This is a genomic window from Echinicola shivajiensis (assembly GCF_018642165.1).
GTDB lineage: Bacteria > Bacteroidota > Bacteroidia > Cytophagales > Cyclobacteriaceae > Echinicola > Echinicola shivajiensis.
The window spans coordinates 361,923-387,802 of record NZ_JAHHZM010000003.1 but is presented as its reverse complement, the minus strand read 5'-3'; the positions used below and the strand labels follow the sequence as shown (position 1 = coordinate 387,802).

19 protein-coding genes are annotated in these 25,880 nt (G+C 39.1%); 12 read left to right on the top strand and 7 right to left on the bottom strand.

The window, feature by feature from the left end:
* Positions 1-267 precede the first annotated feature (267 nt).
* On the bottom strand, positions 268-933 hold the full coding sequence (locus KMW37_RS08215) for an RNA polymerase sigma factor (protein WP_215224132.1): 666 nt from the start codon (positions 931-933) through the stop codon (positions 268-270).
* Positions 934-1,256: 323 nt separating this feature from the next.
* Here KMW37_RS08215 and KMW37_RS08210 point away from each other — a divergent pair, with 323 nt between their 5' ends.
* From KMW37_RS08210 to KMW37_RS08170, 9 genes are all read left to right on the top strand, one after another.
* Complete coding sequence (locus KMW37_RS08210; RefSeq protein ID WP_215224131.1) at positions 1,257-2,681, top strand: circularly permuted type 2 ATP-grasp protein; 1,425 nt, start codon at positions 1,257-1,259, stop codon at positions 2,679-2,681.
* A 14-nt stretch (positions 2,682-2,695) separates the two neighbouring features.
* Entirely contained in the window at positions 2,696-3,676 is a 981-nt protein-coding gene (locus tag KMW37_RS08205) for an alpha-E domain-containing protein (protein ID WP_215224130.1), read from the top strand.
* Positions 3,673-4,416: a peptidase gene (locus KMW37_RS08200; RefSeq protein ID WP_215224129.1), complete on the top strand. Its 744-nt coding sequence runs from the start codon at positions 3,673-3,675 to the stop codon at positions 4,414-4,416. Before KMW37_RS08205 ends, KMW37_RS08200 begins: the two co-directional genes overlap by 4 nt.
* The gene (locus KMW37_RS08195; protein WP_215224128.1) at positions 4,406-5,269 is read left to right on the top strand and encodes a transglutaminase family protein; all 864 of its coding nucleotides are present in this window, start codon (positions 4,406-4,408) and stop codon (positions 5,267-5,269) included. Before KMW37_RS08200 ends, KMW37_RS08195 begins: the two co-directional genes overlap by 11 nt.
* A 96-nt stretch (positions 5,270-5,365) precedes the next feature.
* The gene (locus KMW37_RS08190; RefSeq protein WP_215224127.1) at positions 5,366-5,950 is read left to right on the top strand and encodes an RNA polymerase sigma factor; all 585 of its coding nucleotides are present in this window, start codon (positions 5,366-5,368) and stop codon (positions 5,948-5,950) included.
* 116 nt (positions 5,951-6,066) lie between these two features.
* Positions 6,067-7,044: a FecR family protein gene (locus tag KMW37_RS08185; protein WP_215224126.1), complete on the top strand. Its 978-nt coding sequence runs from the start codon at positions 6,067-6,069 to the stop codon at positions 7,042-7,044.
* A gap of 114 nt (positions 7,045-7,158) precedes the next feature.
* The gene (locus KMW37_RS08180; protein ID WP_246581398.1) at positions 7,159-10,686 is read left to right on the top strand and encodes a SusC/RagA family TonB-linked outer membrane protein; all 3,528 of its coding nucleotides are present in this window, start codon (positions 7,159-7,161) and stop codon (positions 10,684-10,686) included.
* Positions 10,687-10,702: 16 nt separating this feature from the next.
* Positions 10,703-12,481: a RagB/SusD family nutrient uptake outer membrane protein gene (locus tag KMW37_RS08175; protein ID WP_215224125.1), complete on the top strand. Its 1,779-nt coding sequence runs from the start codon at positions 10,703-10,705 to the stop codon at positions 12,479-12,481.
* 147 nt (positions 12,482-12,628) lie between these two features.
* Positions 12,629-13,492, top strand: a complete 864-nt coding sequence (locus KMW37_RS08170) for an endonuclease/exonuclease/phosphatase family protein (protein WP_215224124.1) — start codon at positions 12,629-12,631, stop codon at positions 13,490-13,492.
* Between the two features lie 242 nt (positions 13,493-13,734).
* Here the strand turns inward: KMW37_RS08170 and ygiD are convergent, their stop codons facing one another.
* Entirely contained in the window at positions 13,735-14,568 is an 834-nt protein-coding gene (gene ygiD, locus KMW37_RS08165) for a 4,5-DOPA-extradiol-dioxygenase (RefSeq protein WP_215224123.1), read from the bottom strand.
* A 179-nt stretch (positions 14,569-14,747) separates the two neighbouring features.
* Between ygiD and KMW37_RS08160 the strand changes: the two genes are divergently transcribed.
* Together KMW37_RS08160 and KMW37_RS08155 are read left to right on the top strand one after the other, a co-directional pair.
* Positions 14,748-15,437 (top strand): mutarotase, encoded by a 690-nt coding sequence (locus tag KMW37_RS08160; protein WP_215224122.1) that lies wholly within the window; start codon positions 14,748-14,750, stop codon positions 15,435-15,437.
* Positions 15,438-15,774: 337 nt separating this feature from the next.
* Complete coding sequence (locus tag KMW37_RS08155; RefSeq protein ID WP_215224121.1) at positions 15,775-17,808, top strand: hypothetical protein; 2,034 nt, start codon at positions 15,775-15,777, stop codon at positions 17,806-17,808.
* A gap of 58 nt (positions 17,809-17,866) precedes the next feature.
* On the opposite strand, the gene KMW37_RS08150 is transcribed toward KMW37_RS08155, so the two are convergent.
* The 3 genes from KMW37_RS08150 to KMW37_RS08140 form a co-directional block, all read right to left on the bottom strand.
* Entirely contained in the window at positions 17,867-18,655 is a 789-nt protein-coding gene (locus KMW37_RS08150) for a gluconate 5-dehydrogenase (RefSeq protein ID WP_215224120.1), read from the bottom strand.
* Between the two features lie 85 nt (positions 18,656-18,740).
* Positions 18,741-19,580 carry a 5-dehydro-4-deoxy-D-glucuronate isomerase gene (gene kduI, locus KMW37_RS08145; protein ID WP_215224119.1) on the bottom strand — a complete coding sequence of 280 codons (840 nt, stop codon included), beginning with the start codon at positions 19,578-19,580 and terminating at the stop codon, positions 18,741-18,743.
* A gap of 306 nt (positions 19,581-19,886) precedes the next feature.
* On the bottom strand, positions 19,887-21,134 hold the full coding sequence (locus KMW37_RS08140) for a DUF4861 domain-containing protein (protein WP_246581397.1): 1,248 nt from the start codon (positions 21,132-21,134) through the stop codon (positions 19,887-19,889).
* A 263-nt stretch (positions 21,135-21,397) separates the two neighbouring features.
* Here KMW37_RS08140 and KMW37_RS08135 point away from each other — a divergent pair, with 263 nt between their 5' ends.
* Positions 21,398-22,756, top strand: a complete 1,359-nt coding sequence (locus KMW37_RS08135; protein ID WP_215224118.1) for a Gfo/Idh/MocA family oxidoreductase — start codon at positions 21,398-21,400, stop codon at positions 22,754-22,756.
* Between the two features lie 429 nt (positions 22,757-23,185).
* Here KMW37_RS08135 and KMW37_RS08130 read toward each other — a convergent pair whose 3' ends face one another.
* Positions 23,186-24,559: a sulfatase family protein gene (locus tag KMW37_RS08130; RefSeq protein WP_215224117.1), complete on the bottom strand. Its 1,374-nt coding sequence runs from the start codon at positions 24,557-24,559 to the stop codon at positions 23,186-23,188.
* 94 nt (positions 24,560-24,653) lie between these two features.
* A complete protein-coding gene (locus KMW37_RS08125) occupies positions 24,654-25,721 on the bottom strand; it encodes an alpha/beta fold hydrolase (RefSeq protein ID WP_215224116.1) in 1,068 nt (355 codons plus the stop codon).
* Positions 25,722-25,880 lie beyond the last annotated feature (159 nt).

Sequence of the window (25,880 nt, the reverse complement as noted above, 5' to 3'; positions counted from 1 at the left end):
TATTTTTTCTCTTTCATTCTTTAAGAGACATGCACTAAAAAAGTAACCCCAGTCAAATACAATTTTTTTTTAAACTTTTTTCACATTCGTAATATTGCTTTACGCTCATCGATGATAACGCATGATGTAAGCCGGCTATTTTTCTTATAAAACTAAAAGCTTAACGAAATGATCATTTTGATGAAGACATCGATTACCCAAGTCTTCTTTTCACATAAACAATTGATTTGGGACCGCATCCTTGGGTATAAATGGAAAAATTATTCATTAGCTTACAAACACAAACAGTATCCTTAAAATATCTTTGTGCTTATGTAATCTAACATTAAGATTTTCAAGGGCCCTATATAACAGCTTTCTTGCTGATTTTACTTGGGAAAAATCCATTACACTTGCAATTTCCTTATAGGATAGACCTTCAAAAAAATACAGGGATAGCACCTCTCTTTGTCGTAATGGAAGTTGGTTACAGGCTTCCTCAAGGATTTTTTTCTGATCCACGGTAAACATGGTTTGGATAGAATGATAGTCAGGATCTATACTTATCAAAAACTGCCCTTCTTTTTCAAGGTTATCCTCACAAATCATTTTTCTTTTCTGCTTTAAAAGGCGCATAAGCCTTCTCCTAAAACTACTATACAAATAGTATTTGATTGAATTTGCAGCAGAAATCTTATGCTTGCTCTTGATCAATTGATAAAACACATCTTGTATTGCGTCATTTACCAAATCTTCATGACCAGTTAGTTGTCTACCATAATTATACAAATTATGGGCATACGCATTAAAAATCTTGGCCAGAGCCAACTCGCTTCCTTGCTGGAATTCCCTCCAAACATCAGATTCCCTTTCATTCATGGAACTGGAATTTCCCTCATCCACATAATTGTCATTGGAAATTGAAAAGTCCTCTAATGCTTTGCTAGGTATCATTTGGTTTATAAGGTTATTGTTAAGAGTCGTATTATTCAAAAAGACAACACTTAATGACTTTTTGTTTATTTCAATCTCATAAAGACATTATTGGAATAAACTGCCTTAAACATAATAAGTTAACATTTCATTACCAAATGCTAAACCATTTTAGTTAACCGATTATAGTGACAAATATCATAGTCCAATTAGCTTAGAAAAAAGAGCTATTACCATATACAAGCCTCACTTTATATCTAAATTAAAAATTTTGATATCCACCTCATTTTCATTAGTTTAATAATAGAACTTTATTTTTCATATACGACCATAACAAACCACACATGGATTTAAGCAATTACGACTGTGCCGGTCTTTTTGATGAGATGTTCGATGAAAATGGTTCCTGTAGGGAACATTATAAAACCTTCGAAAAACTGCTAAAAAAGACAGGACCTAAAAAACTGAAACAACTCCAATTCTCTGCCAATAAAACCCAATTGGCCATGGGGATGACTTTCAATGTCTACCATAATGAACAGGGATTGGAAAAAATACTCCATTTGGATATTATCCCAAGGATAATTGCCAATAAGGAGTGGTTACAATTAGAGGCAGGCCTGAAACAACGAATCAAGGCGCTCAATCTTTTCATCCAAGACATTTATAATCAACAGGAAATCTTAAATGATGGGATAGTGCCTAGGGACCTAATTGAAAACAGTAAGGATTTTTTAAAACCTTGTATGGGCATTACTCCTCCAAAAGGTATTTGGTGTCATATTACAGGCACAGACCTTATCCGAGATAACAGCGGGGAATATTTTGTTCTTGAGGACAATCTCCGCTGTCCATCAGGGGTCTCCTACATGCTTGAAAGCCGCGAAATCATCAAACGGGCTTTCCCCGATTTAATCAACAAAGCCGGTGTAATGCCTGTTTCCAACTATCCTACCCGTCTTTTACAAATGCTCCAGCATCTTTCTAACAAGGAAAAACCAGTGGTAGGGGTACTCACCCCCGGCATTTTTAATTCAGCCTATTTTGAACATTCTTATTTAGCCCTTCAAATGGGGGCTGAATTGGTTACAGGCGAGGATCTTATTGTTAAGGACAAAAAAGTCTATATGCAAACCACAAATGGCTTTGAACCTATAGATGTTCTTTACAGACGGATTGATGACACCTTTTTAGATCCGCTTGTTTTTAATCCGGATTCCATGCTTGGCATTCCGGGAATTTTCGAAGCCTACAAAGCAGGGAATATTGCACTGGCCAATGCCCCTGGAACGGGAGTGGCTGATGATAAGGCTGTTTATGCTTATGTACCAGACATCATTAAATTCTACCTTAATGAAACGCCTATCTTAAATAATGTCCCCACATATCTATGCCGTAAACCTGATGAGAGGCAATATGTATTGGACCATATTGAGGAATTGGTAGTGAAGGAAACCAATGCCGCTGGAGGTTATGGCATGTTGATCGGTCCTAAATCAGGCCCTGAAGAACATGAAAAATTCAGGCAGCTCATAAAGAATAATCCTAATAATTATATCGCCCAACCCACCCTATCATTATCTACCGTTCCTACACTTACAGAAGATGGACTGGAATGTAGACATGTGGACTTGAGGCCTTACGTACTTTATGGTGAGGAAATAGAAGCCGTTCCGGGCGCATTAAGTCGTGTCGCATTGAAAAAGGGATCCCTTGTGGTCAATAGTTCACAAGGCGGTGGAAGTAAGGATACATGGGTATTATATTAAACTAAATTCAATTTATGCTAAGTCGCGTTGCAAACTCAATATATTGGCTAGGAAGATACCTAGAAAGGGCGGAAAACTATGCCCGGTTTATAGATGTAAACTTCAACCTTATGTTGGATCTACCACCAGGACTGAAGGCCCAATGGGAACCGCTCGTCTTTGCCACAGGTGACCAGGATAATTATATGGTAAAGAATGAAGGTTTTGACAAAAAGCAAGTAATCTATTTCCTAACCTTGGACAAGGAAAACCCCAACTCCATTTTATCCTCCATTACTTATGCTAGGGAAAATTCAAGAATAGTCAGAGAAAACCTCAGCAAAGAAACTTGGGAAAAGATCAATGAGCTTTATCATTATGTCAACAATGCCTCAGAGAGAAAAATATGGGACAAAAAGGATCCACGAAGCTTTTTTGACAATATCAAAAATCAAATACAATTGTTATATGGACTTACAGATAGCACTGTCGCAAGAACCGAAGGTTGGTATTTCAGGCAATTGGGCATGTACTTGGAAAGGGCTGATAAAACCAGCAGGATACTGGACGTCAAATACCATATGCTACTCCCCTCCCCTCAGGAGGTGGGCAGCCCTTTGGACTTCCTTCACTGGATGGCGCTGCTAAAATCCGTTACAGCATTCAACACCTACCGAAGGATGTATGGGACCATCAGCTCCACCAAAGTTCTGGAATTTCTCATCTTTAACCGAAGATTTCCACGATCAATATATTTCTGCCTTAAAGAAGCGGAGGATTGCCTTCATATGATTACTGAGTCCAACACCAATGAATTCAAAAATTCTGCAGAGAAGGAAATTGGTGCCCTCAGGTCCAAACTGGGCTTTAGCGATATCAGTGACATAATCCAACAAGGGCTACATGAATCCATTGATGATTTACAGCAAAAAATAAATATTATTTCTAGGGAAATTGAGTTAAATTTCTTTCAACTAAAACCTAGTACAAGCCCTCAAAACCAAGAACAAGAATGACCTTTTGTTTAGGCATCAAAACCAAACACGGTATCGTAGGCCTCTCTGATACCCGTATCACTTCTGGAAATGAAACCACGACAGCGAAGAAAGTCTATGTGGTAAACAAGCGGAAGCATTCCTACTTTGTCATGACTTCAGGTCTCAGATCTGTTCGTGATAAGGCCATAACTTATTTTACAGAGGTCATCAAGCATCAGGATGACCAGTTTAACAAACTCTATCAGGCTGTCAATGAACTTGGTAATCAAATCAAAAGAGTGGCCAAAGAGGACAAGGAAGACCTGGAAGCTTCTGGACTGAACTTCAACCTTCACGCTATCATCGGCGGACAATTGCAGGATGATACAGAACCCAAACTCTACCTGCTCTATCCACAGGGAAACTGGATAGAGATTATAAAGGGAACCCCCTTTGTTATTATTGGAAACACAGGATTTGGAAATCCCGTACTTAGAAGATCGCTCACCTATGATGAAACCCTGGATTTCGCCTTAAAAAGTGCCTTTTTGGCCTTTGACGCTACTAGAATATCTGCTAATGATGTTGCCTTCCCTATAGACACAGTCATTCTGGAAAATGACAAGTTTGAAATCAAAGAACAGCGATTTGAACAAAATGAGCTGGTGCATATTTCCGATTTTTGGAACAGCCGCCTAAAAAGCGCCATCAATGAACTTCCGGCAGAGGTGTTAAAAAAAGCTTTTCACGAAAAAGAAAAACCGCTGAATGAACTCTGAGTACCTTCTTAATATACACCACCTTACCCAATACCGGTATGATCAGGAAATAATACTCAATCCCCAAAAGATTTTGCTGACTCCTGCCATGCGCAGCTATTACAAAGTCCTGAGTTATGAATCCCATATCAATCCATCACCCCTGGGCATCAATCATCGTATGGATATGGAAGGGAATCTATGCCAGCATATTTGGTTCGACAAACCAACCCAACTTTTTGAAATTGATATTAAAACCGAACTGAAGATTCTTCCGGTAAACCCATTTGATTTTATCCTTGATAATGGCTTTGAGGGCATTAATGAAAATGGGGAGCTAAACTTTAATTACAGCATTAAAGAAATGGATTTTCTTGCCCCCTACCTAAAGCATCCTCAATCAGATTTATTATTTAACAAAACAAAAAACATTAAGGCCCAAGCCACTGGTATTGTATCATTTTTGGTCGAAATCACTGCTGAAATCCACCGCAGTTGTCAACATATTATCAGACATGAATCAGGTGTCTGGAGTCCAGAGAAAACGCTGGCCGAAAAAAAAGGATCTTGTAGGGATTTGTCTTGGCTGTTGATCAATATGCTGAGAAGCATTGGGCTGGCCAGCAGGTTTGTCAGTGGCTATGCTTATAACCCAGAACTGGAAGAAAACCATGAATTACATGCCTGGGTAGAAGTCTTTTGCCCAGGGGCTGGATGGATAGGATTGGACCCAAGCCTAGGTCTATTGACCGATGCTTATCATATCCCCTTGGCCATAAGTTATATTCCTGAATTGACCCTACCAATTTCTGGAAGCTATGGTGGCCAAACAAAATCCCATCTGAAGAGCTATGTTGCTATCAAAAAGAAATAATAAATCCCGTGTCTATATTTTTATTAACCTTTTCTTAACTCCTCTCCTGCCACAAGTTCATATACTTCACTTTAAATTTGACTCAAACTTAGTCTCATGAGCAGAACAGTAAGTGATACCGAACTTTTTACCTCAATGGCCCTAAAGGAAGACCATTCGGCATTCCAAGAAATCTTTAATCGCTATTGGGATACCCTTTTTGATATTGCGATCAATAAAACCAAAAGTCCCGATTTAGCCCAGGACCTTACTCAAGAGGTTTTTATCAGCTTGTGGAAATACAGACAAAGCATTAAAATAAAAACAGAACTTAAAGCCTATTTGGTTACCATGATCAAATATGGATTTTTTAAGATGGTCGCCCAAAAAGACCAACAATTTGAAGAATTAAATTCTGATGGAAACCAAGAGCCTTTCCATGAAATAAATGGGTTCTCTTTAATGGAATTTGATGAATTGTATGACAAAATAGCCAACATCACGGAAACCCTACCACCGAGGTGTCGCGAAATTTTCCTGATGAATAGGACCCAAAATATGTCGGTTGAAGAAATTGCGAACAATTTTAATATTGCCCCTTCTACAGTAAGGACCCATCTTGCCAAAGCAACCGGCACGTTTAAGAAACAACTAGCTGAAGATATCGCCCTATCCGGCTTACTATTGTTGCTTTTCAGTTAATCCATATTACCGATAGGTTACATAACAGAGCTGATACTTAAAAATTCCATAACACATTCTGAATAGACACAATTCCAATATTCCATCTCTATTGATTGAAAGCCGATCAATAAAATATGGAAATCAATAAATATTGGAAAAAGCAGGTGTCAAAGCTTTTTAATAAAACCATTTCAGATAACGAATTAAGGGAGCTTAACAGGTGGTATGATGATATTAACCTGGAAGAGTTGCAGCATTTTAAAATTGACCGTGAAAAAAGAAAATTAGCCGCTTGGACATCCATCAAGCAAAACACGGTTGAGAATCCCCAAAAAAGGAAAGCAAAAGCCCAACTTATTTCCTTATCCTCCATTGTAAAAATTGCAGCTTCATTTTTGATCGCAGCATTGATTGGCTTACAATTTTGGCAAAAGGAAGCCCCAGCCACAGTTCCAGTTGAGCAGATTACTATCAGCAATAAACTGGGCCAAGTCAGTAGCTTTACTTTACCAGACAGCTCTAAAATTTGGCTCAGTACTGGATCTTCCTTTACCTATCCAGAAAAGTTTGGAGCAACAAGAGAAGTAACTTTGGAGGGGGAAGCATTTTTTGAAGTCCATCGTAATCCCAACAAACCATTCCTAATCAAGTCAGGTAATCTGAGCACTCAGGTCTTAGGCACCTCCTTTAATATCAGCGCCTATCCAGAAGAAAATATGGAAGTGGCTGTTTTTACTGGAAAAGTGGCTGTCAAAGAATCATTTGAAGAAGGAAAAACCATCTATTTGACCAAAAACCAAATGGCCACTTGGAAGCCAGATTCAGGCTTTGGCCAGACACAAACTTTTGACCCAGCGGAAATGGCCAAATGGAGACAAGGGATCCTGACATTCAAAAATGCAAAAATGGATGAGGTTATTCAACAGTTGAGCAGATGGTACGACATTCAGTTCAAGCTCAATAAAAATACTGACGCCTGCCTTTATACAGGGGAATTTAAAAACACCTCCTTGGAAAATGCCTTAAACATTATTCAATATGCACTAAAAATCAATTATACCATCAATGAAAAAGAAGTACTTATAGAAGTCCCCAATTGTCATAGGCAATAAAAAAATCCGGTGATATGGATCATCTCCGGATTTTAAAAGATTAAATGATTTTCCAAACTGCTTCCATCTTCGACCATGTAGCAGTAAGGACGTAAACCTTTATTAATCAAAGTTATGAAAAAAAAACTACTTCGCATTGTTTTGAAATCAACAGCGAATCTCTTAATCATCGGAACACTCATGTATTGCTTCAGCAGTTTTGCTTTAGCACATGAAAGTGAGGCCCAGCAAATGGGTGAGACACAAATTGAGCTTAGTAAGGGAGAAGTCCTCCTATATAAAGTTTTGGAAAAAGTAGAAATGCAAAGTGACTTCCGCTTCCATTTCAATCCTAAACTATCCGAGCTAAACCAAAGTATTTCTGTAAAAGGCTCTAGTGACTTGGAAAGTCTACTTTACCAAATTGCTGAGCAAACAGGGCTTAACTTTAGACAGGTCAATGAATCTATTGCTATTAGAAAAAACCAAAAAGCAAACTCATCCAAAGCCATAGAGGTTGACATTGCCATTTCCGGTACTGTAACCGACCGTGACACGGGCGAACCCATCGTAGGCGCATCAGTATTTATAGCAGGTTCCGGTATTGGAGTTGCTTCCGATTTAGATGGAAAATGGTCTCTAAATATTCCTGAAGAACTATTGGGAGAAGAAATTATGGCTAGTTACTTAGGTTACCAAGGGGCCAGCATGACCATCAGCAAAGAACCAATTCACTTCAAACTCATTTCAAATGAATTAGAAGAAATCGTGGTAGTAGGTTATGGAACCCAGAAGAAAGTCAATCTAACAGGAGCTGTAGACCAAGTGACTGGAGAGGTTTTCGAAAACAGACCTGTACCCAACATTGCGCAGGGACTGCAAGGGGCCATCCCTAACTTGAACATCAATATCCAAGATGGTAAACCCACCCAATCTCCATCTTTCAATATCAGGGGGACAACGTCTATCGGGCAAGGGGGAAATGCCTTGGTATTAATTGATGGCGTAGAAGGAGATCCTTCCATGATCAATCCAGCAGATATAGAAAGTATTTCGGTATTGAAAGATGCTTCAGCAGCATCCATATATGGTGCCAGAGGAGCTTTCGGTGTAATTCTCATCACCACAAAATCTCCTACAAAGGACAAAATGACCTTGACGTATAGTTCCAATTATTCCATCAAATCCCCAACAACCATTCCTGAATTGGTAACTGATGGCTATACTTGGGCCTCTATGTTCAATGAAGCTTGGACAGCATGGAATGACTATTCCCAAACTCCTCAAAATGCCAATAAAACCCTTCCGTTTTCTCAGGATTACCTGGCAGAATTAAAAAGAAGGTCGGAAGACCCTAGCTTGCCTAAAATAGAAATAGGACCAAATGGGGAGTACATCTACTATGGCAATACAGACTACTATGGGGAACTATACAAAAAAAGTCTCTTTGCCATGGAGCAAAACATTTCCTTATCAGGTAGCAATGGAAAAACTGGCTATTATATCACAGGAAGGTATTATGACCAGGAAGGGCTTTTCAAGTATAATTCTGATGACTTCAAATCCTATAACTTCCGAGCCAAAGGTTCTATGGAAATGACCGATTGGTTGACCGTAGAAAACAATACCGATTATTCCTTTAGAAAATACCATAATCCATTAAACGTTGGTGAAGGTGGAAGTATCTGGAGAAATATAGCTGATGAAGGTCACCCTTTAGCACCACTATTAAACCCTGACGGCACCCTGTCTTATTCAGCTGCCTATACCGTAGGCGATTTCTATTACGGCAAAAATGGCATTGATACGGAAAGAAGCATCATTAAAAACATCACCAGTTTCAACACCAAGTTTTTTGACAATACCTTCAGGGTAAGAGGAAACTTCACTTTCCAGGACATCCAAAACAGTGAGCAAAGAATCCGTGTACCAGTTCCTTATAGTCGTAGCCAAGGAGTGATCGAATATGTTGGCATGAATACCAATGACATTAGAAATAGCCGGTCAGCGACCCGCTATTTAGCTACCAATATCTATGCTGAATATGAACCTAAACTCTCTGGAGAACACCACTTGAAAGGACTAGCTGGTTACAACTTTGAATCATCTACTTACAGCAATCTAACTGCACAAAGAAATGGATTGATCTTTGAAGATGCCCAAGACATCAACCTAGCACTTGGCCAGTCTATTACCACAAATGGTGGCTGGGAAAGATGGGATATCCAAGGCGGTTTCTTTAGGGCTAACTATGATTATGCCGGCAAGTATTTATTGGAGGTAAATGGTCGATATGACGGTTCATCCAAATTTCCTCAAGATCAGCGTTACGCGTTCTTTCCTTCGTTCTCCGCAGGCTGGAGAATTTCAGATGAATCTTTCTTCAATATTGCTGATAAAGCTGTTTCTGACCTAAAAATAAGAGCTTCTTATGGTTCATTGGGAAATGGAAATATTAGATCCTACGCCTTCCAAGAACTTTTTTCTATTGCTCAATCTGACAGGATACTCAATGGTGTGAGACCTCAATATACCAGCCAACCGGGGGTATTACCTGATGGATTAACCTGGGAAACCTCCACCACTGCAAACATTGGTATTGACCTGGGCCTTTTGGAAAACAGACTGAACTTCACAGGTGATGCCTATATAAGAAATACCACTGATATGTTTACCGTAGGCAATTCCTTGCCAGCGGTTTTTGGAACAGCTGTCCCTAAGGGTAACTTTGCGGACCTGCGTACAAAAGGATGGGAATTTGTAGTATCCTGGAAGGACCAAGTCAGCCTTGCTTCCAAGCCACTTAACTACAACGTAAAATTCTTTATGGCGGATTATTCCTCTACCATCACCAAATACAACAATCCTGATAAAAGATTGAGCGATTATTATGAAGGGATGAAAGTAGGCGAAATTTGGGGTTATGTTACAGAAGGACTGTTTGAATCCATGGAGGACATCAATACCCATGCTGATCAATCTTATATCCAATCTTCCACTAGCAGAACGACCTTGCCTGGAGATATCAAATTCAAAGACCTTAATGGGGACGGAGTAATCAATAAGGGATTAAATACGGTTGATAATCCAGGAGACCAAACCATCATTGGTAATTCCACTCCGCGATATACTTACGGGTTTAATATCGACCTTAACTGGAACAACTTCTTCTTCAGCACCTTCTTCCAGGGAGTTGGCAAGAGAGACTGGTGGCCAGGTGGTGAAGCAGGGCTTTTCTGGGGACAATATAACCGCCCTTATAATGATATTCCCAAATCCATGATCGGCAATATTTGGTCTGAGGAGAATCCAGATGCCTATTTCCCTAGATACAGGGGCTATTCTGCTATTGGAAGCAACCGCTCACTCTCATCCACTCAAACCAGGTATTTGCAAAGTATCGCCTATTTGAGAATGAAAAATATCCAAATTGGTTATAATCTACCCGAACATGTGGCCTCCAAATTTAAGATGGGCGGAGCTAGAGTATACCTATCCGGAGAAAACCTGTTGTCTTGGTCTCCACTGTATGATGTTACCAAAAACCTAGATGTAGAAAGCACTGGGCCATCTGATTTGACCCTTACATCCGGTACTTCAGGAAATGGTAATAATTATCCTATCCTGAAGAGTGTAACCCTTGGACTTTCTATCACCTTCTAAATTGAATTATTCAAAAATGAAAAATATAAAAAACATAATCGGATCGATAGCCATTCTTGGGACTTTTGCCTCAAGCTGTGCCGAACTTGATCAGTTTCCTGAGTCTACCACTTCAGGTAGTGCCGTTTTCAATAGTGAAAATGGTTTGGAACTCTATTCCACTTCATTCTATAATGCCCTTCCTACAGCCAGAGAAATCCATGCTGGAGACGCCATGGCTGATTATTCAGCAAGAACCCAGGTACCCGATTTCCTTAGACCTGGTAATTTCACCCCTACACAAAGTAGTGGATGGTCCTGGAGTGAATTGAGAAACATCAATTTCTTCTTGGAAAACAATGTCAGTGAAGAAATTAATCCAGCAACCAAAAATCACTATAATGCACTTGCAAAATTCTTCAGGGCCTACTTTTACTTTGAAAAAGTAAAACGTTTTGGGGATGTTCCATGGATCAATAAAACCATGGATGTCAATGATCCAGATCTGTTTAATGGCCGTGATCCCCGTACTTTAGTGATGGATTCTGTATTGAGAGACCTTGATTATGCCATAGAAAATATTCAAACTGCAGATGATGAGAGCAGAAGTTTAATCACCAAAAATGTGGTCCTAGGCTTTAAATCAAGAATTTGTCTTTTTGAGGGAACTTTCAGAAAATACCATACCAACTATGGCCTTACCGCTTCTGCAGACCAATGGCTGTCAGAAGCTGCTGATGCTGCTGGACAGGTAATCAATAGTGGTGACTTTTCTCTATATCAGGGAGCTGGAGAAGACCTTTCCTATCGATCTCTTTTTATCAGTGAAAAACCTGTATCCCAAGAGGTAATGCTATCTGTGGTCATAGATCCAGCATTGAGTGTTTTTCATGATGCCAACTGGTGGTGGACAAGCTCAACCTATGGATCAAGGGTAAGTTTGACTAGAGATTTCGTGAGAACGTATTTGAACACTGACGGCTATCCTTTCACCAACTTAAGTGGTCATGAAACCATGACCTTTATGGAAGAAACCAAAGGTAGAGACAAAAGGCTACAGCAAACCATTAGAATGGCTGATTACACACGAACCAATGCAGGTTCAGTCATTCCAGCACCTCCTATTTTCTCTTATACCTATACGGGTTATCAGCCTATCAAATGGACACTGGACGATATGTATTATGATGGCGGAAGCCGAAATATCAACAGTGTCAGTATCATGAGATATGCAGAAATCCTTTTGAACTATGCGGAGGCTAAAGCAGAACTTGGTTCCTTAGAAGCAGATGACTGGGCAATGACCATTGGTGCATTGAGAGAAAGAGCTGGGATTAAAGGAAATCTAAGTGTACCAACAGCTATCGACCCTTATCTACAACAGACATATTTCCCTGAGATCAATGATCCAATTCTATTGGAGGTAAGAAGGGAAAGGGGCATTGAATTGGTTTTTGAAGGGTTCAGGTTTTATGATCTGGTCAGATGGAAAAAAGGAGAACTATTGGAAATGCCATGGAATGGTTTCTATGTACCAAAACTGAATACTCCAATTGACCTTAATGAGGATGGTATCCTTGATGTTGCTTTCTATACTACAATGCCCGCTAATCCAGTTGAAGGTGTCACTTATATAAATGTAGCTGAAAACATAGATTCAGGAGTCAATCCACAACAGTTATCCGAAGAAAACAAAGGTGAAATACATTGGTTGGACCATCAGTCTAGAGAATGGGAAGAAAAAAACTATCTTTATCCAATTCCTGAAAATGATCTTTTGATGAATCCTGATCTGGGACAAAACCCAGGTTGGTAAGTTTCCAAAGAATTTTATAACCGCAGATTCGGGAATTTAAGCCGTTGGATAAACAAGTCCTGGCCTATCTCATCTGCGGTTATTAATTTTCCAATTGGATACTTTATTTAAGTATATAATTAAAACCCTTAAAGCTGTATTAGTACAATGAAAACACTACAAACCAAGTTATTCCTAGCGATTTTTTCCTTAGGGATCTTTTTAACTGCCTTTTCTGCAGTAGCTCAAAATGAACACCTTACCATAGCTACCTTTAATATCCGCTATGACAACCCGAAGGATGCCCCCAATAATTGGGATAACCGAAAAGAAGTTGTAGTGGATCTAATCAAATTCCATGGCTTCGATGTATTTGGAATTCAAGAGGCCTTGAAGCATCAATTAGAATATATGGATGAAAAATTGAAGGATTTTGACTATATAGGAGTAGCTAGAGAGGATGGTAAAGAAAAAGGAGAATATTCTCCCTTGTTTTATAACAAGAAAAAATTCAAAGTACTGGAAAGCAACACCTTTTGGTTATCTACAGATACAACCAAGCCTAATATAGGTTGGGATGCTGCTTTGTCGAGAATTTGCACTTGGGCAAAACTAAAAGACAAAAAGTCAGGCAAACAGTTTTATGTCTTCAATACTCATTTTGACCATGTTGGTGTAGAAGCCCGACAGGAAAGTGCCAAATTAATCTTAAGCAAAATACAAGAGGCCGATAAAGCAGGCATCCCAGTAATGCTGACCGGTGATTTCAATGTGGACCAAGAAAACCCTGCCTATATCCTACTAAGAGATTCAAAAGAGCTGAAAGATTGCTATGAGGCGGCAGATGTACGTTATGCCAATAACGGCACCTTTAACAGCTTTGACAATACCAAAACCACTGACAGAAGGATTGATCATATCTTTGTCAGCGAAGACCTCAATGTGAAAAAATACGGTATCCTAACGGACACTTACCATAATCTCTATCCTTCTGACCATTTTCCTGTAATGTCAGTAATTGAATGGAAGTAGTAATAGTACTTAGTAACTAGTATTGAGTATCAAGTATAAAATATACTTCATGATACTTGATACTAGCTACTCTTATAATGTCAGTAATTGAGTGAAAACAATTTAGAGAAAAGAGAATAGAATAAAGAAAAAAGACTTCTAACCCGCGCTTGCAGCGCGGTTTTTTAGTTTATAGCCCTTCAAACTGGACAAAGTCTCTCTCAATACTTTGTACTTCATACTTGATAGTTGCTACTTCAACATCAGCCCCACTTCACCGAAGTCATCGTCAGTGATCCTCCAACAGCTTTATCATTAAAGAATTTTGGTTCTTCTTGAGGACTGCTCAATCCCATAGTATACAAAAGGGGAATATAATGGTCTGGTGTAGGTATGGCCAATTGAGCTGCTTTGCCCATTTTTTGATAGTCAATTAAGGCTTTATAATCACCTTCCTTAATTAGATTTTTGAATTTTTCATTCATTTCAATCGCCCAGTCATATCCGTATTCCGGTTCCTTCAGCTTATCCCAGGCTACCATCCGCAGATTATGCACCATATTACCACTGCCAATGATCAATACTCCTTTTTTTCTTAACTGAAAAAGCTCTTGTGCCAATTCATAGTGATATCGTGGACTTTGGTAATAATCAATACTTAACTGCAATACCGGAATATTTGCCTTGGGGTACATATGTCGAACTACTGTCCAAGTACCATGGTCAAGTCCCCATTCATGATCAAGCTCAACTTGGGTAGATTGGATATTTATTGCTGTATAGGCAGCCAACTGAGGATCGCCAGGTGCAGGATATTGCACTTCAAAAAGTGCTTTAGGGAATCCTCCAAAATCATGGATGGTATTGGGAAAGTCCATTGCTGTAATCCTTGTCCCCCTACTCAACCAATGTGCCGAAACCACTAACACTGCTTTAGGTGTAGGAATTTCTTTACCCAGTTTTTTCCAGTAATCACTGAATTCATTATCCTCTATCCCGTTCATTGGTGATCCATGACCGATGAATAACACCGGCATGATAATTCCATTATCAGCTAAGCCACCTGTAAATCGATTAAAATCAGCTAAGTTTTTCATATACATTTTGAGATCTCTAAAGCCAGCTCTATATAACAAAAAGCAACTTCCTATATCTTAACTAAAGTTAGGTAAATATAATTCATGTATATACATCAAATATTGCTCATTCTTATCATTCGTTACTATTTTTCACAAAATTGATTGCAAAACTCTACTTCTAATACTAACATAGCACCATGAATCTAGATGCACATTATTCCAACATAGCCCAACCCTCTCTAGAAAAAATAAAAAACAACCAGTATGAAATAGATGAGCTCATTGAAAACCTAGATGATTCCAGAAGGGGCTTAACAGTGCTTGCCCGTCCAAATGAAGAGGTAAAATCAAAATTCCAGTATTTTATCTCTAAGCTTAGGCTAATTGAGCCTGAACAATATTATTATCCCAACTCTGATATTCATACCACCATTCTCTCCATCATATCTTGTTATCCAGATTTTTCAATTAACGATATTTCCACCACAGAATATATTGAGGTCATCAATAAAAGTATCAATGAAATACCTTCATTTACCATCCAATACAGAGGTGCAATTTTAAGTCCAGCGGGGATAATAATAAAGGGCTATCCAGAAAACAATATTTTACAGGAACTAAGAACTCGACTTAGACAAGACTTTAAAAAGAGCCATTTAGAACAAAGTTTGGACAAAAGGTACACCTTGCAAACAGCCCATTCCACCATTATGCGATTTTCAAATCCCATAAAGCAAAAAGATAAACTCATCCAATTGGTTAATGAATTTAATGAACATGATTTTGGTAGCTTCAAAGTAAAAAATATTGAGTTTGTTTTTAATGACTGGTACCAAAAAAGTAAAAACACCCAAAAGCTTGCTGATTTCCAACTAATAGGGGGTTAACAAAGGTATCATGAAATCTCTTTGTCCCCCTTTTACAAGCAGGCAATCATTAAACCATGCATGACCATTGATTCATAATTTGTTAAAAATTTGCTTTGAATACTTCATTACATACCTAATTATCTCATCCACAACTTAAACAAAAAATAGCCCTACACTAAAACAACATTTTCCTAAAATCATTTTATTATCGAAAACAAACGATTGGTGTATATTAATTGGTTATAAATACTCAATTTTGAGTATTTTTTATAATCGATTAATACAGTACTTTTGGTTCAAAATATTAGTAACTGGTACTAAAAAATCAACTTTTATTCATTTAATAGGTATTCAAATGAAAAAATTTTTAACTGTTCTTGCTCTCATTATTTGCAGTTTAGGATGTAGCAAAGATGAAGATATCAAACCGGACCTAAAAAATATCACGGTTGAAGAAGGTCAAGAAAAGTATTCGGGCTCAGTGGAATTGCCCCCTTCCATGGATCCCAAAAAGCTATCTGTAACCTCCACATCCGGAAGTTATGAGCTATATGGTGATAATGAATTCACCGTTGCTAAAAACAAGATTGACAAGCAGTTTCTCTTTGTTGAGAATCAAAATGGAGAAGTAATGTTGGCCAAATACAATAGTGATGATGGTGAGCTTATCAATTCTTGGACTACTGCAAGGGCCATTGTTGCACTTGCTCCTTGGACAGCTTATGTTGAAGAGGGTAAACTCAAGGAAATCCTGGATGAAATCAGTCAAATGGAAGAATTTAACAAGCTGGATGAAGCAGTTCAGGTTGCTTTGGAGAATGGCGTCTCGCCTCTAACCAATGAAGGTGTCCAGAGTGCTTTTCAAGTTCTCAACAAGGCCATTATCTCTTCAGAAACAAGCTCCCCTAATGACCGGACCACCCTCCTTCCAGAAGTGGATTATTTAGTGGAACCTTCATTGAGTTTTGCCAATAATACCTTGACCATCCGAAATGACGGGACAACAACAGCGGCCTGGGGAGTAGAAGTCTTTCATGATGGTTCGTCCATTACTGACAACTTGATCTTGCCTGGAAATTCAGTATCATTCCCTTCTCTCTCGAGTATTTGGGCAGCCATCACAGGTAGCGCTACTGATGCGGTTTTTAACGCAGGCCCCAACTTGGAAATCCCATTACCTTTGGAGAGTAAATACCCCATAAAATTCGGCAGTCCGACAAGTCCCAATTTATTGAATACGAGTCTTTCGATGGAAGCGGCCTACTATAATATCGCCGTTTCTCATGCGGTAATCCTTAAAAGCTTTGGTATCGAAATCCCTACTTTGGAAATTTCCAATATTTTTGATCAAGGGTGCCTGAACGAAATTTTTGACGCAACATCCAACGTTATTGTCGACGCCATAAATGCAGATAAATTAACTACCGAGTTTTACCTTGATCAGCTGACAAGCCTATTTAAATCTTCCTCAAAATCTATGGCGGCTTGTACAGATATGTTCAGCAACTTTCCAGGAAGCAGTACCACCGCTAAAGAAGTATACCTTAAAAAACTGGTTTCATTTTTAAATTTATATGCCAAATCAGAGGCAGTGTTTATCACAAGTAAGTTATTTGGGGATATGTTTGTTCTAAACGATATCAGTATTTGTAGGCAGGTAATCAATGGCAAAATATACCCTTGCTTTAGCCTTACAAAAAATGAGAAAATAGAAACAGAAAAGATATACCAAGATGATGAAATAGACTTAGATGTGAAAGGACAGTTGGACTTCCCTTCTGCTGACAATACTACTTTCCCAAATGGTGTGGAAGTCCATTGGGAAGTAACCGAAGGTGATGGCAAGTTATCATCAAGCAAATCAAGTATAAATACTACAGGATTGGCAAAAATAAGGTTTACTGCTGGGAAAGAGTCCAGACAAACCATTAAATCCTCTATTAAAAACAGTAAAGGAGAAGATATAGATTTCGTCAACTATACACTAAATGTCCAAGAAATTGATTCAACAGCCATCTATGAAAAAGCAGTTGTAGGGAACTGGTCAGTTTATGGAATCAATGAAGGAATAACGGACCCCAATCCCAGAAACCTAGAGTTGTATGAGGGAGGTATAGGGCGTTATATCGTTGAAGGTCCAAATTCCCCTAATAGAGATGGAACAGATGAAAATGGAAACTCTTATTATAATGTTTCTTGGAAAATATATAAGCGGGATGGAAGATACTTTCTATCCGAAGATGGTTTCTGGCATTATGGCTTTGAGAGCTATCGTACTTACGATGTGAACCTTAAAAATAATGCCCTTACTTATCCCCTCAATTTCCATATCACTTATAATGAATTTGATGACGGCCCATACCCATCTCGGAAATATGTGAAAAATTAAAAACGAAAAAGCCCTTTCAGCAACAAGACTGAAAGGGCTTTTTCAAATCAGTTAATCCTTAGTCTTCATTAGAAGGCTTACCAATAGTAGCCAAAATTCCTCCATCAACATAAACAATCTGTCCATTGACAAAATCACTGGCTTTACTTGCTAGGAAAATAGTCGTTCCCTGAAGATCTTCAGGATCTCCCCATCTTCCTGCCGGAGTTCTGCTTACTATAAAATCATTGAAAGGATGTCCATCCACGCGGATTGGCGCAGTTTGCTCTGTAGCAAAATAACCTGGACCGATTCCGTTTACCTGAATATTATACTTGGCCCATTCCGTGGCCAGGTTCCTGGTCAACATCTTCAAGCCCCCTTTAGCAGCAGCATATGCGGAAACAGTGTTTCTACCCAATTCACTCATCATGGAGCAGATATTGATGATTTTACCGCCTCCTTTTTCTTTCATACCTTTGGAAACCCTTTTAGCCATAATGAAAGGAGAAACAAGGTCCATATTCACCACTTTAGCAAAATCAGCCACTTCCATCTCCATGGCCGGGGTCCTTTGGATCATTCCTGCATTATTCACTAAAATGTCTACTGTACCGAATTTGGCTTCTATATCAGAGATGTTTTTATCCACATCTTCCTCACTGGTCACATCAAATAGATATCCATGGGCTTCTATTCCCTCTTCTTTATAGGTCTTGATGGCAGCTTCCATTTTGGCCGGTGTATGTCCATTTACTATCAGAATGGCACCGCTTTTCCCCAATGCCTTGGCCATGGCCATTCCAAGACCATGTGTAGCCCCTGTTACCAAAGCTACTTTTCCTGTCAGGTCAAATAAATCTTTCATTGATTGGTTATTAGTTATTTGGTTATGCTGTTTTGAAATGCTGTAAGTCTATATCTTCGATTGATTTGCAACCGCCCTAAGACATTTACCTCATGTCTACCGGAGCCACTTTATCCATATCTCCATAGTCCAGGTTTTCACCGGCCATTCCCCAAATAAAGGTATAATTAGAAGTACCGGAACCTGCATGGATGGACCAGGCCGGAGATATCACTGCTTGGTGATTGGTCATCCAGATATGTCTGGTCTCTTGTGGCTGCCCCATATAATGGCATACAGTAGCATCGTCAGCCAAATCAAAATAGAAGTATGCTTCCATCCTTCTGTCATGGGTATGCGCAGGCATGGTATTCCATACACTTCCTGGTTTCAATTCTGTCATGCCCATTTGAAGCTGGCAGGATTCTACCACACTATTAACAATCAGCTTATTGATGATTCTATGATTGGAGTTTTCCAATGAACCCAACTCCACTTTTTCAGCGTCTTCCAAACCTACTTTTTTTGTAGGATAAGCTTTATGTGCTGGAGCAGAATTGAAATATAACAAGGTCTTACCTTCTGCTGAAGGATTGAAAATCACCTCTTTCACTCCCTTTCCAATATATAATGCTTCCTTGGTGTTCAATTTGTGATCTGTACCGTCTACGGTAACCAAAGTTGGAGCACCTACATTAATGATCCCCAATTCCCTTCTTTCCAAAAAGTACTCCGCCTTAAGTTGATCTACAGTCTCAAGCTCTAAAGCTTTATTAACAGGAGCTATCCCTCCTACAATCAGACGATCAAAAGTTGTGTAAACACCTGTAATCTGATCTTCCTGGAATATATTCTCTAAAAGAAAATGGTCTCTTAGCTTTTGGGTATCATACCCTTTTACATCATCAGGATGCGAGGCATGTCTCGTTACGATGTTCGTATGCATATTTTCTAATGTTTATTTATATGATTTATTTCAAAATTCAAAATCTGTGCAATCGATTACCCAACTCCTCAAAATAAAACTGAAATCACTATTTTGAATTCAGTTTATCTTCTACGAATTATGATTGGAAGAAATATTCAAACTACTTGGATCAGTTTGGGAATTGCAATTTCTAAGATCCTTAGAAAACAAAGCTAATAATAATCAGGGGAAAATGAATACCAAAAGCCTGGTCATTTTATCCTAACCATTTTTACTCAGCTAAATCCCTGATATGGCAAGGCCTAAGAGCTGATCCACTCGCAATTATTTGATGGTTACCTTTAAAGGGGATTTTAACTTCTTGGCAAACTGCTGAAGATAGTGATCCCAATCTGCTGAATTCGCAAATTGTCCACTTTTATCCCATCCAAATCCTGCAAAATAAGTCACTGATTGATCTTTAGGCTCTGCTACCATAAGCAATTGACTTCCATCTTTATATTCTACCCTATGATCCAAAATCTCTTTCACATTTTTGGGATCCATGACCACCCCAAGTCCAAGCATACTATCATCAATAGGCTCATAATAACGCATAATTCCTTCTTCCTCCATTATCAAAACTTCACCTTTCTTATTATGTAAGGTGATCCCAACAGTTACATTATCCAGGTCACCCTCACTGACAAAAAAAGACTCAAAACGACAAAGATTACTACCCAGATCCAAACAAATTCTTTTGGTTTCAGAAACCATTTGCCCATTTGCTTCCCAAGGAGCATATTTTAATTCAAACATTGTTCTTATAGGCCCTACAGCAATCCTATCATAGCTAACGAAGTTTCTTGAAGTATACAAAGAATCTTCTTCCCAAATACCTACGCCTCCTATTCCCCTAGAGGATCCTACATGGTAAGGATCATATCCTTCACCTGTATCCTGATGATAGGCTCCCTTCTTCTCATCATTCTCCTTATACCACTTGTCTATAATCGGATAGTTTACTCTTTTCAACCATGCATCTATTCCACTGGAAAGTGTACCATCAGGTAATTTTTGCTCTATCCTGCGTTGGGCATCTGGTCCATAAGTTCTAAAAGCCACCTTATCATTTTCCCAAGTATAATCATCAGTTCGCTCAGGCACAAATCTCGAAAAAGTCTTTATTTCGGATTGGGGTTGCTTCTCTCCCTCTTTTAGCGGTCTCACCAAAAACCGCTTTGTTTCCGCTGATTCCAAATCTGTTTGGAACAACCACTGATCCATCTTCTCATCGCCATCAAGATCTATCCATTGATTGACCAGACTTGTGCCAGTTTGAATATCTTCAATGACCAATTTATCAGGCCCATATTGATCTATCAAAGGTTGAAACTTATCAGCCTCCAATTCAATAGTGGCAGATTTTCTGATTACCTCACTTGGATTGAAAACTTCAATTTCAGTGAAATCCTTTGATCCTGAATTACAAGATGAGAAACACAAAATGGAAACAAATCCCGTCAAAACCATCCATCCTTTTTTAGACTTTGAGGCTTTGGTCAAAATAGGGAACCTGACATTATCAATCATAAAACTGGTCTGTTTAATTCTTATTTTTAAATTATCTGCTAATAAAAGGCTACTCTTTTGAAAGTGCAAGCTTGTAGGATAGATTAAAGTCAAAATGAACCTGAGCCCTCTAAGATTGATCTATTTGACCACCTAATGCCCAAAAATTCCAATTATAATAAGCTATTTTTATTTTTGTCCCAAACCATTTATCTTCAGCTACATTAAACAATCCTCTGATATTAAATCGGAATTTTTCGTTTCACAATAACCCAAGAAATAAAATGCCCCTAGAAAACCTTAACCGCCGTCACTTTATTAAAGGCAGCACCGCAGCCCTAGCCCTGACCTCACTTGGCGTCATGGGAATGAGCATTCCCAATTTTGATAAAAGTTACAAAGTTGGGCTCATCGGATGTGGGTGGTACGGCACCAGTGACCTTTTTAAATTGATTCAGGTAACTCCCTTGGAGGTGGTGGCCCTTTGTGATGTGGACAGTCGTCATTTGGAAAATGCCCAAAAACTAGTCAGCGAAAGACAACGCTCGGGTAAAGTACCCAAAGCTTATAAAGATTACCGCAAAATGCTTAAGGAAAACCAGTTTGACATCGTACTGATAGGCTCACCAGATCACTGGCATGCCCTTCAAGCCATTGAATCCATCAAATCAGGTGCTAACGTATACTTACAAAAGCCCATCAGTGTAGATGTTTTGGAAGGAGAAGCCATCCTGGCCGCAGCAAGAAATTACAATAAGGTAGTACAGGTAGGCACGCAAAGGAAAAGTACTCCGCACCTCATTGAGGCTAAAAAACAAATTGTCGACAAGGGGCTTTTGGGAAAAATTTCCCATGTAGAAATGTGCTGCTATTATCATATGAGAGCAAATGGCAACCCAGAGATTAAACCTGTTCCGGAATTTTTGGACTATGAACTATGGACAGGCCCTGCCCCTTTAAGACCATATGATGATATTCCACACAGAAGGTGGTGGAGAACATTTATGGAGTACGGAAATGGGATCATGGGTGATATGTGCGTCCATATGTTGGACACAGTACGCTGGATGCTGGATCTGGGATGGCCTACCAAAATCAGCTCTACAGGTGGTATATATGTTCAGAAAGAAGGCAAATCAAATATTACAGACACCCAATCCGCGATATTTGAATATGATGAGCTAAACTGTGTTTGGCAGCACCGTTCTTGGGGGACCCCCGCTGATCCTGATTACCCTTGGTCCTTTAAACTATATGGAGAGAAAGGCACCCTTTCGGCCAGTGTTAGCAGATACGATTTTGTCCCTCAAGGAAAAGGAGAAACCATCCACGGGGATGTGGTATACGAAAAAGAAAAATATCCGGAAGATCTTAAAGAAAAAGACATTGAACTTCATGCAGCTCCTGCCACACGTAATCATATGCGTGATTTCCTAAGTGCCATAGAAAACAAGCATCTTCCTATTGCAGATATTGAACAGGGACATATATCTTCTGCCTCGTGTATTCTGGCAAATTTATCCATGGAACTGGGCAGACCACTTAGCTATGATCCTGTCAACAAAACAATTCCAAATGATCCAGAGGCCAACAAATTACTGAAGCGAGCGTACAGAGAAGGATATCAGCACCCTTATTCTTAAACCCAATAATATCAATGTCCTTAAGTGAAGCATGGCACAAGGTCACCTTGAGCGCCTGCCTTTGGGAGGACAGGGAGTCCAAGGGGAAGACACCGGAACTCGATTCCGATCGTTCTGACATCTCTGTAAATTCGACAACTAAATGACATTGCCAATAATATCCAATGAAAAATCTATTAAGGGCCAAAACTACTTCAAAATCAGCCTCATTAGTTCAGTTTTTAAATTGCAATTAATAAAAAAGAGGCGAGTTATGGACTCGCCTCTTTTCTGTTAGTCCCCCCTTAAGTTTCCTCCTATTGATGTAAGAACAAAACCAAGCGGGGCTTAATTAGGTTGTCAATCCTGCTTTTAATAAAGTGCTTAATACTATAACGAAGAATCAAATGGCTATTGCATAAGGTCATTCTTTTTTGTTAACAAAGGTCTTTACTCCCCTATTATACCCTCCATTATTGATGGGGCTGGGGTAAAACTGTTTATATGCTCTTCATAGGCTTTTTGTATTTCCCGGACAATCTCTGGATGCTGATCATTGACATTGTATTTTTCAGAAGGATCATGCTCTAAATTATACAATAAAGGCACCTCATGATTTACCGGCTTTTCACTGCTATAAGATGGCTTGGTGGTAAAATGGGCTTTCCAGGGACCTTTGCGGATCGCATGCAGTTTATCATGGAAATAATAATAAACAAATTCCCTTACTTCCTTTTGTTTTCCACCAAGTATAGGCATCAAATCTGTCCCGTCCATTTCACGATCATTGGGCACATCTCCTCCAGCCATATGCATGAAAGTTGGGTACAAATCCATACTCGTAACCAAAGAAGTACTGACCTGTCCGGGCGCAATAACACCCGGCCACCAGGCTATTGCAGGCACCCGCATGCCTCCTTCATAGGTGGATCCTTTACCTTCAAACAACAAACCTGCAGAGCCTCCTGCTTCTTTTTGTGTTAACCACGGACCATTATCACTGGTAAACACCACCAAGGTATTTTCCTCCAAACCCAGTTCTTTGAGTTTCTTCAGTATCTGGCCTACTGACCAATCCAACTCTGTAACCACATCCCCATAAATTCCTCGCTCACTTTTTCCTTCAAAATCCTCCGAGGCATATAAAGGTACATGTGGAAAGTTATTAGGATAATAAAGAAAAAAGGGCTGCTCCTTATTTTGTTCAATGAATTTGATTGCCTCTTGGGTATACCTTTTGGTCAAGGTATGCTGATTTACACCTCTTTCAATAACCTCTTCATTCCTATACAATGGCAAAGGAGGTCGATTATTATTCTTCGCTTTATTTGGCCTCATGTCATTTGAATAAGGTATGCCATAGTAAAAATCAAATCCATGGTTATTGGGCATAAACTCTGGAAGATGCCCCAAATGCCACTTACCTATCAGTCCTGTAACATATCCTTCTGCCTTTAAAGCTTCAGCAATGGTCAGTTCTTCCTGGGGTATTCCTGTAGATGAATCTGGAAAAAGTACTCCTCGTTTATGCCCTGCCATTCCAAAACGGATTGGCAGTCTACCGGTCATTAAGGCGGCCCTGCTAGGTGTACAAACATTGGCCCCCACATAGAACTGTGTAAGGCGCATGCCCTCTTGTGCCATTTGGTCCAAATAGGGAGTTTTGATGGTGGGATGCCCAAAACAACCCAGATCACCATAGCCCAAATCATCAGCAAAAACCACTATAATATTTGGTTGCTTGGTCACAGACTGGGCTTCCAAAGACTCAAAGACGAATAAGAAAAGGCAGGTAAATAGAAGAAAAGTAAAGGGAGGTTTCATAAGTTAACGGTTTTTTGGATCATTGTACTGCTTCACATATGAAACAGCTTTCCGGTAAGGTCTTGATAATATTTTGACAAACAGACCAATAATACTAAAACTCTCGTCTATTTCCAATTGGATAAATCCAACCCTCATCCCATAACTTTTTGTAAATAGTTTGCTTCTTCTGGATATCCTCACCCAGCAATCCAACCAACAAATCATGATAATATTTGCTGTTTTGAAAAGCAGGAAGCCTGTGTTCATCATTAATAAGAAAGAATGAACCATCTGCATAATAGGATATTAAAACTTGATCCACACGATGATCTACCAGTTTATCTTTTTCACCAGATAATACCAGTGCCTTACCTTTAAAATCCCTTAAATGATCATAATGGATCCCCTCCACAGAAAAGGGTGCTTTTTTGTAGAACTTCACTAATGAAGCACCTTTTTCACCCAACCAAATTAGAGGCGATGGCAGTTTAGCCTTGGTATCCAAAAAGGTATAAAGATGCTCAAAAATCCTAACCTGCAAAGCGATCTCATTTGATTCCTCATTTATTGTTCCTCTATCGAAGGAAGTTGGCTTCTTTTGATAGCACTCCCAAAAAACATCTTCGAAACTTTTTGAACCACTGGGCAAAATATTATAAATCATTAGTCCCATCGCCTGCTGAAGGTCCAATAATAAAGGGTCTATCAGTAAAATTTTCTCTACCTTATCTGGATATCTGGAAACATAATGCTGGGCCATGTCAGCTCCTGAGGATTCTCCCAATAAGCTTATGGATCGGTTATTTAAAACCAATTTTCTGACTGCTTCCAAATCCTTTACTTGCTGGCTAATATTAAAGATCTTATAAGCCATTTCCCAGTCAAGCTCTTCTCCTTCGAGCCAAAGAAAAGACCCAAAATTTGGCTGGGAATACCTTCCTTTAATGAGCAATACATTAAACTTTCCCATAGCCTCCGCAGAAAATCCTTGACCTTCCAAAAACTGCGTCACCGCATCTTCAACGATCATCAAGATAGGCTTATCAGGATCATAGGGTTGTTGAAATCGATAATTTATTTTTCCCCAGCCCATCTCAGGTGCTCCGTAAACCAAAGGGACGTCCAAGGTCTCCCAAACTTCCTGAGCGCTAGCGGTAGAACTCCAAAACAAAAAAAACATTAAAAACATCATAGACCAAAAAAAATATATCGAGATTAAAAACGCATTTTTATTGTCTTAAGAATAGTTAAAACCGTCGTTAAATATCGTTGGTGCTTTTATTCCCTATAACTGGGATTTACATGAAGATTAGTTAATTTTGGTTTTCACCAAAATCAT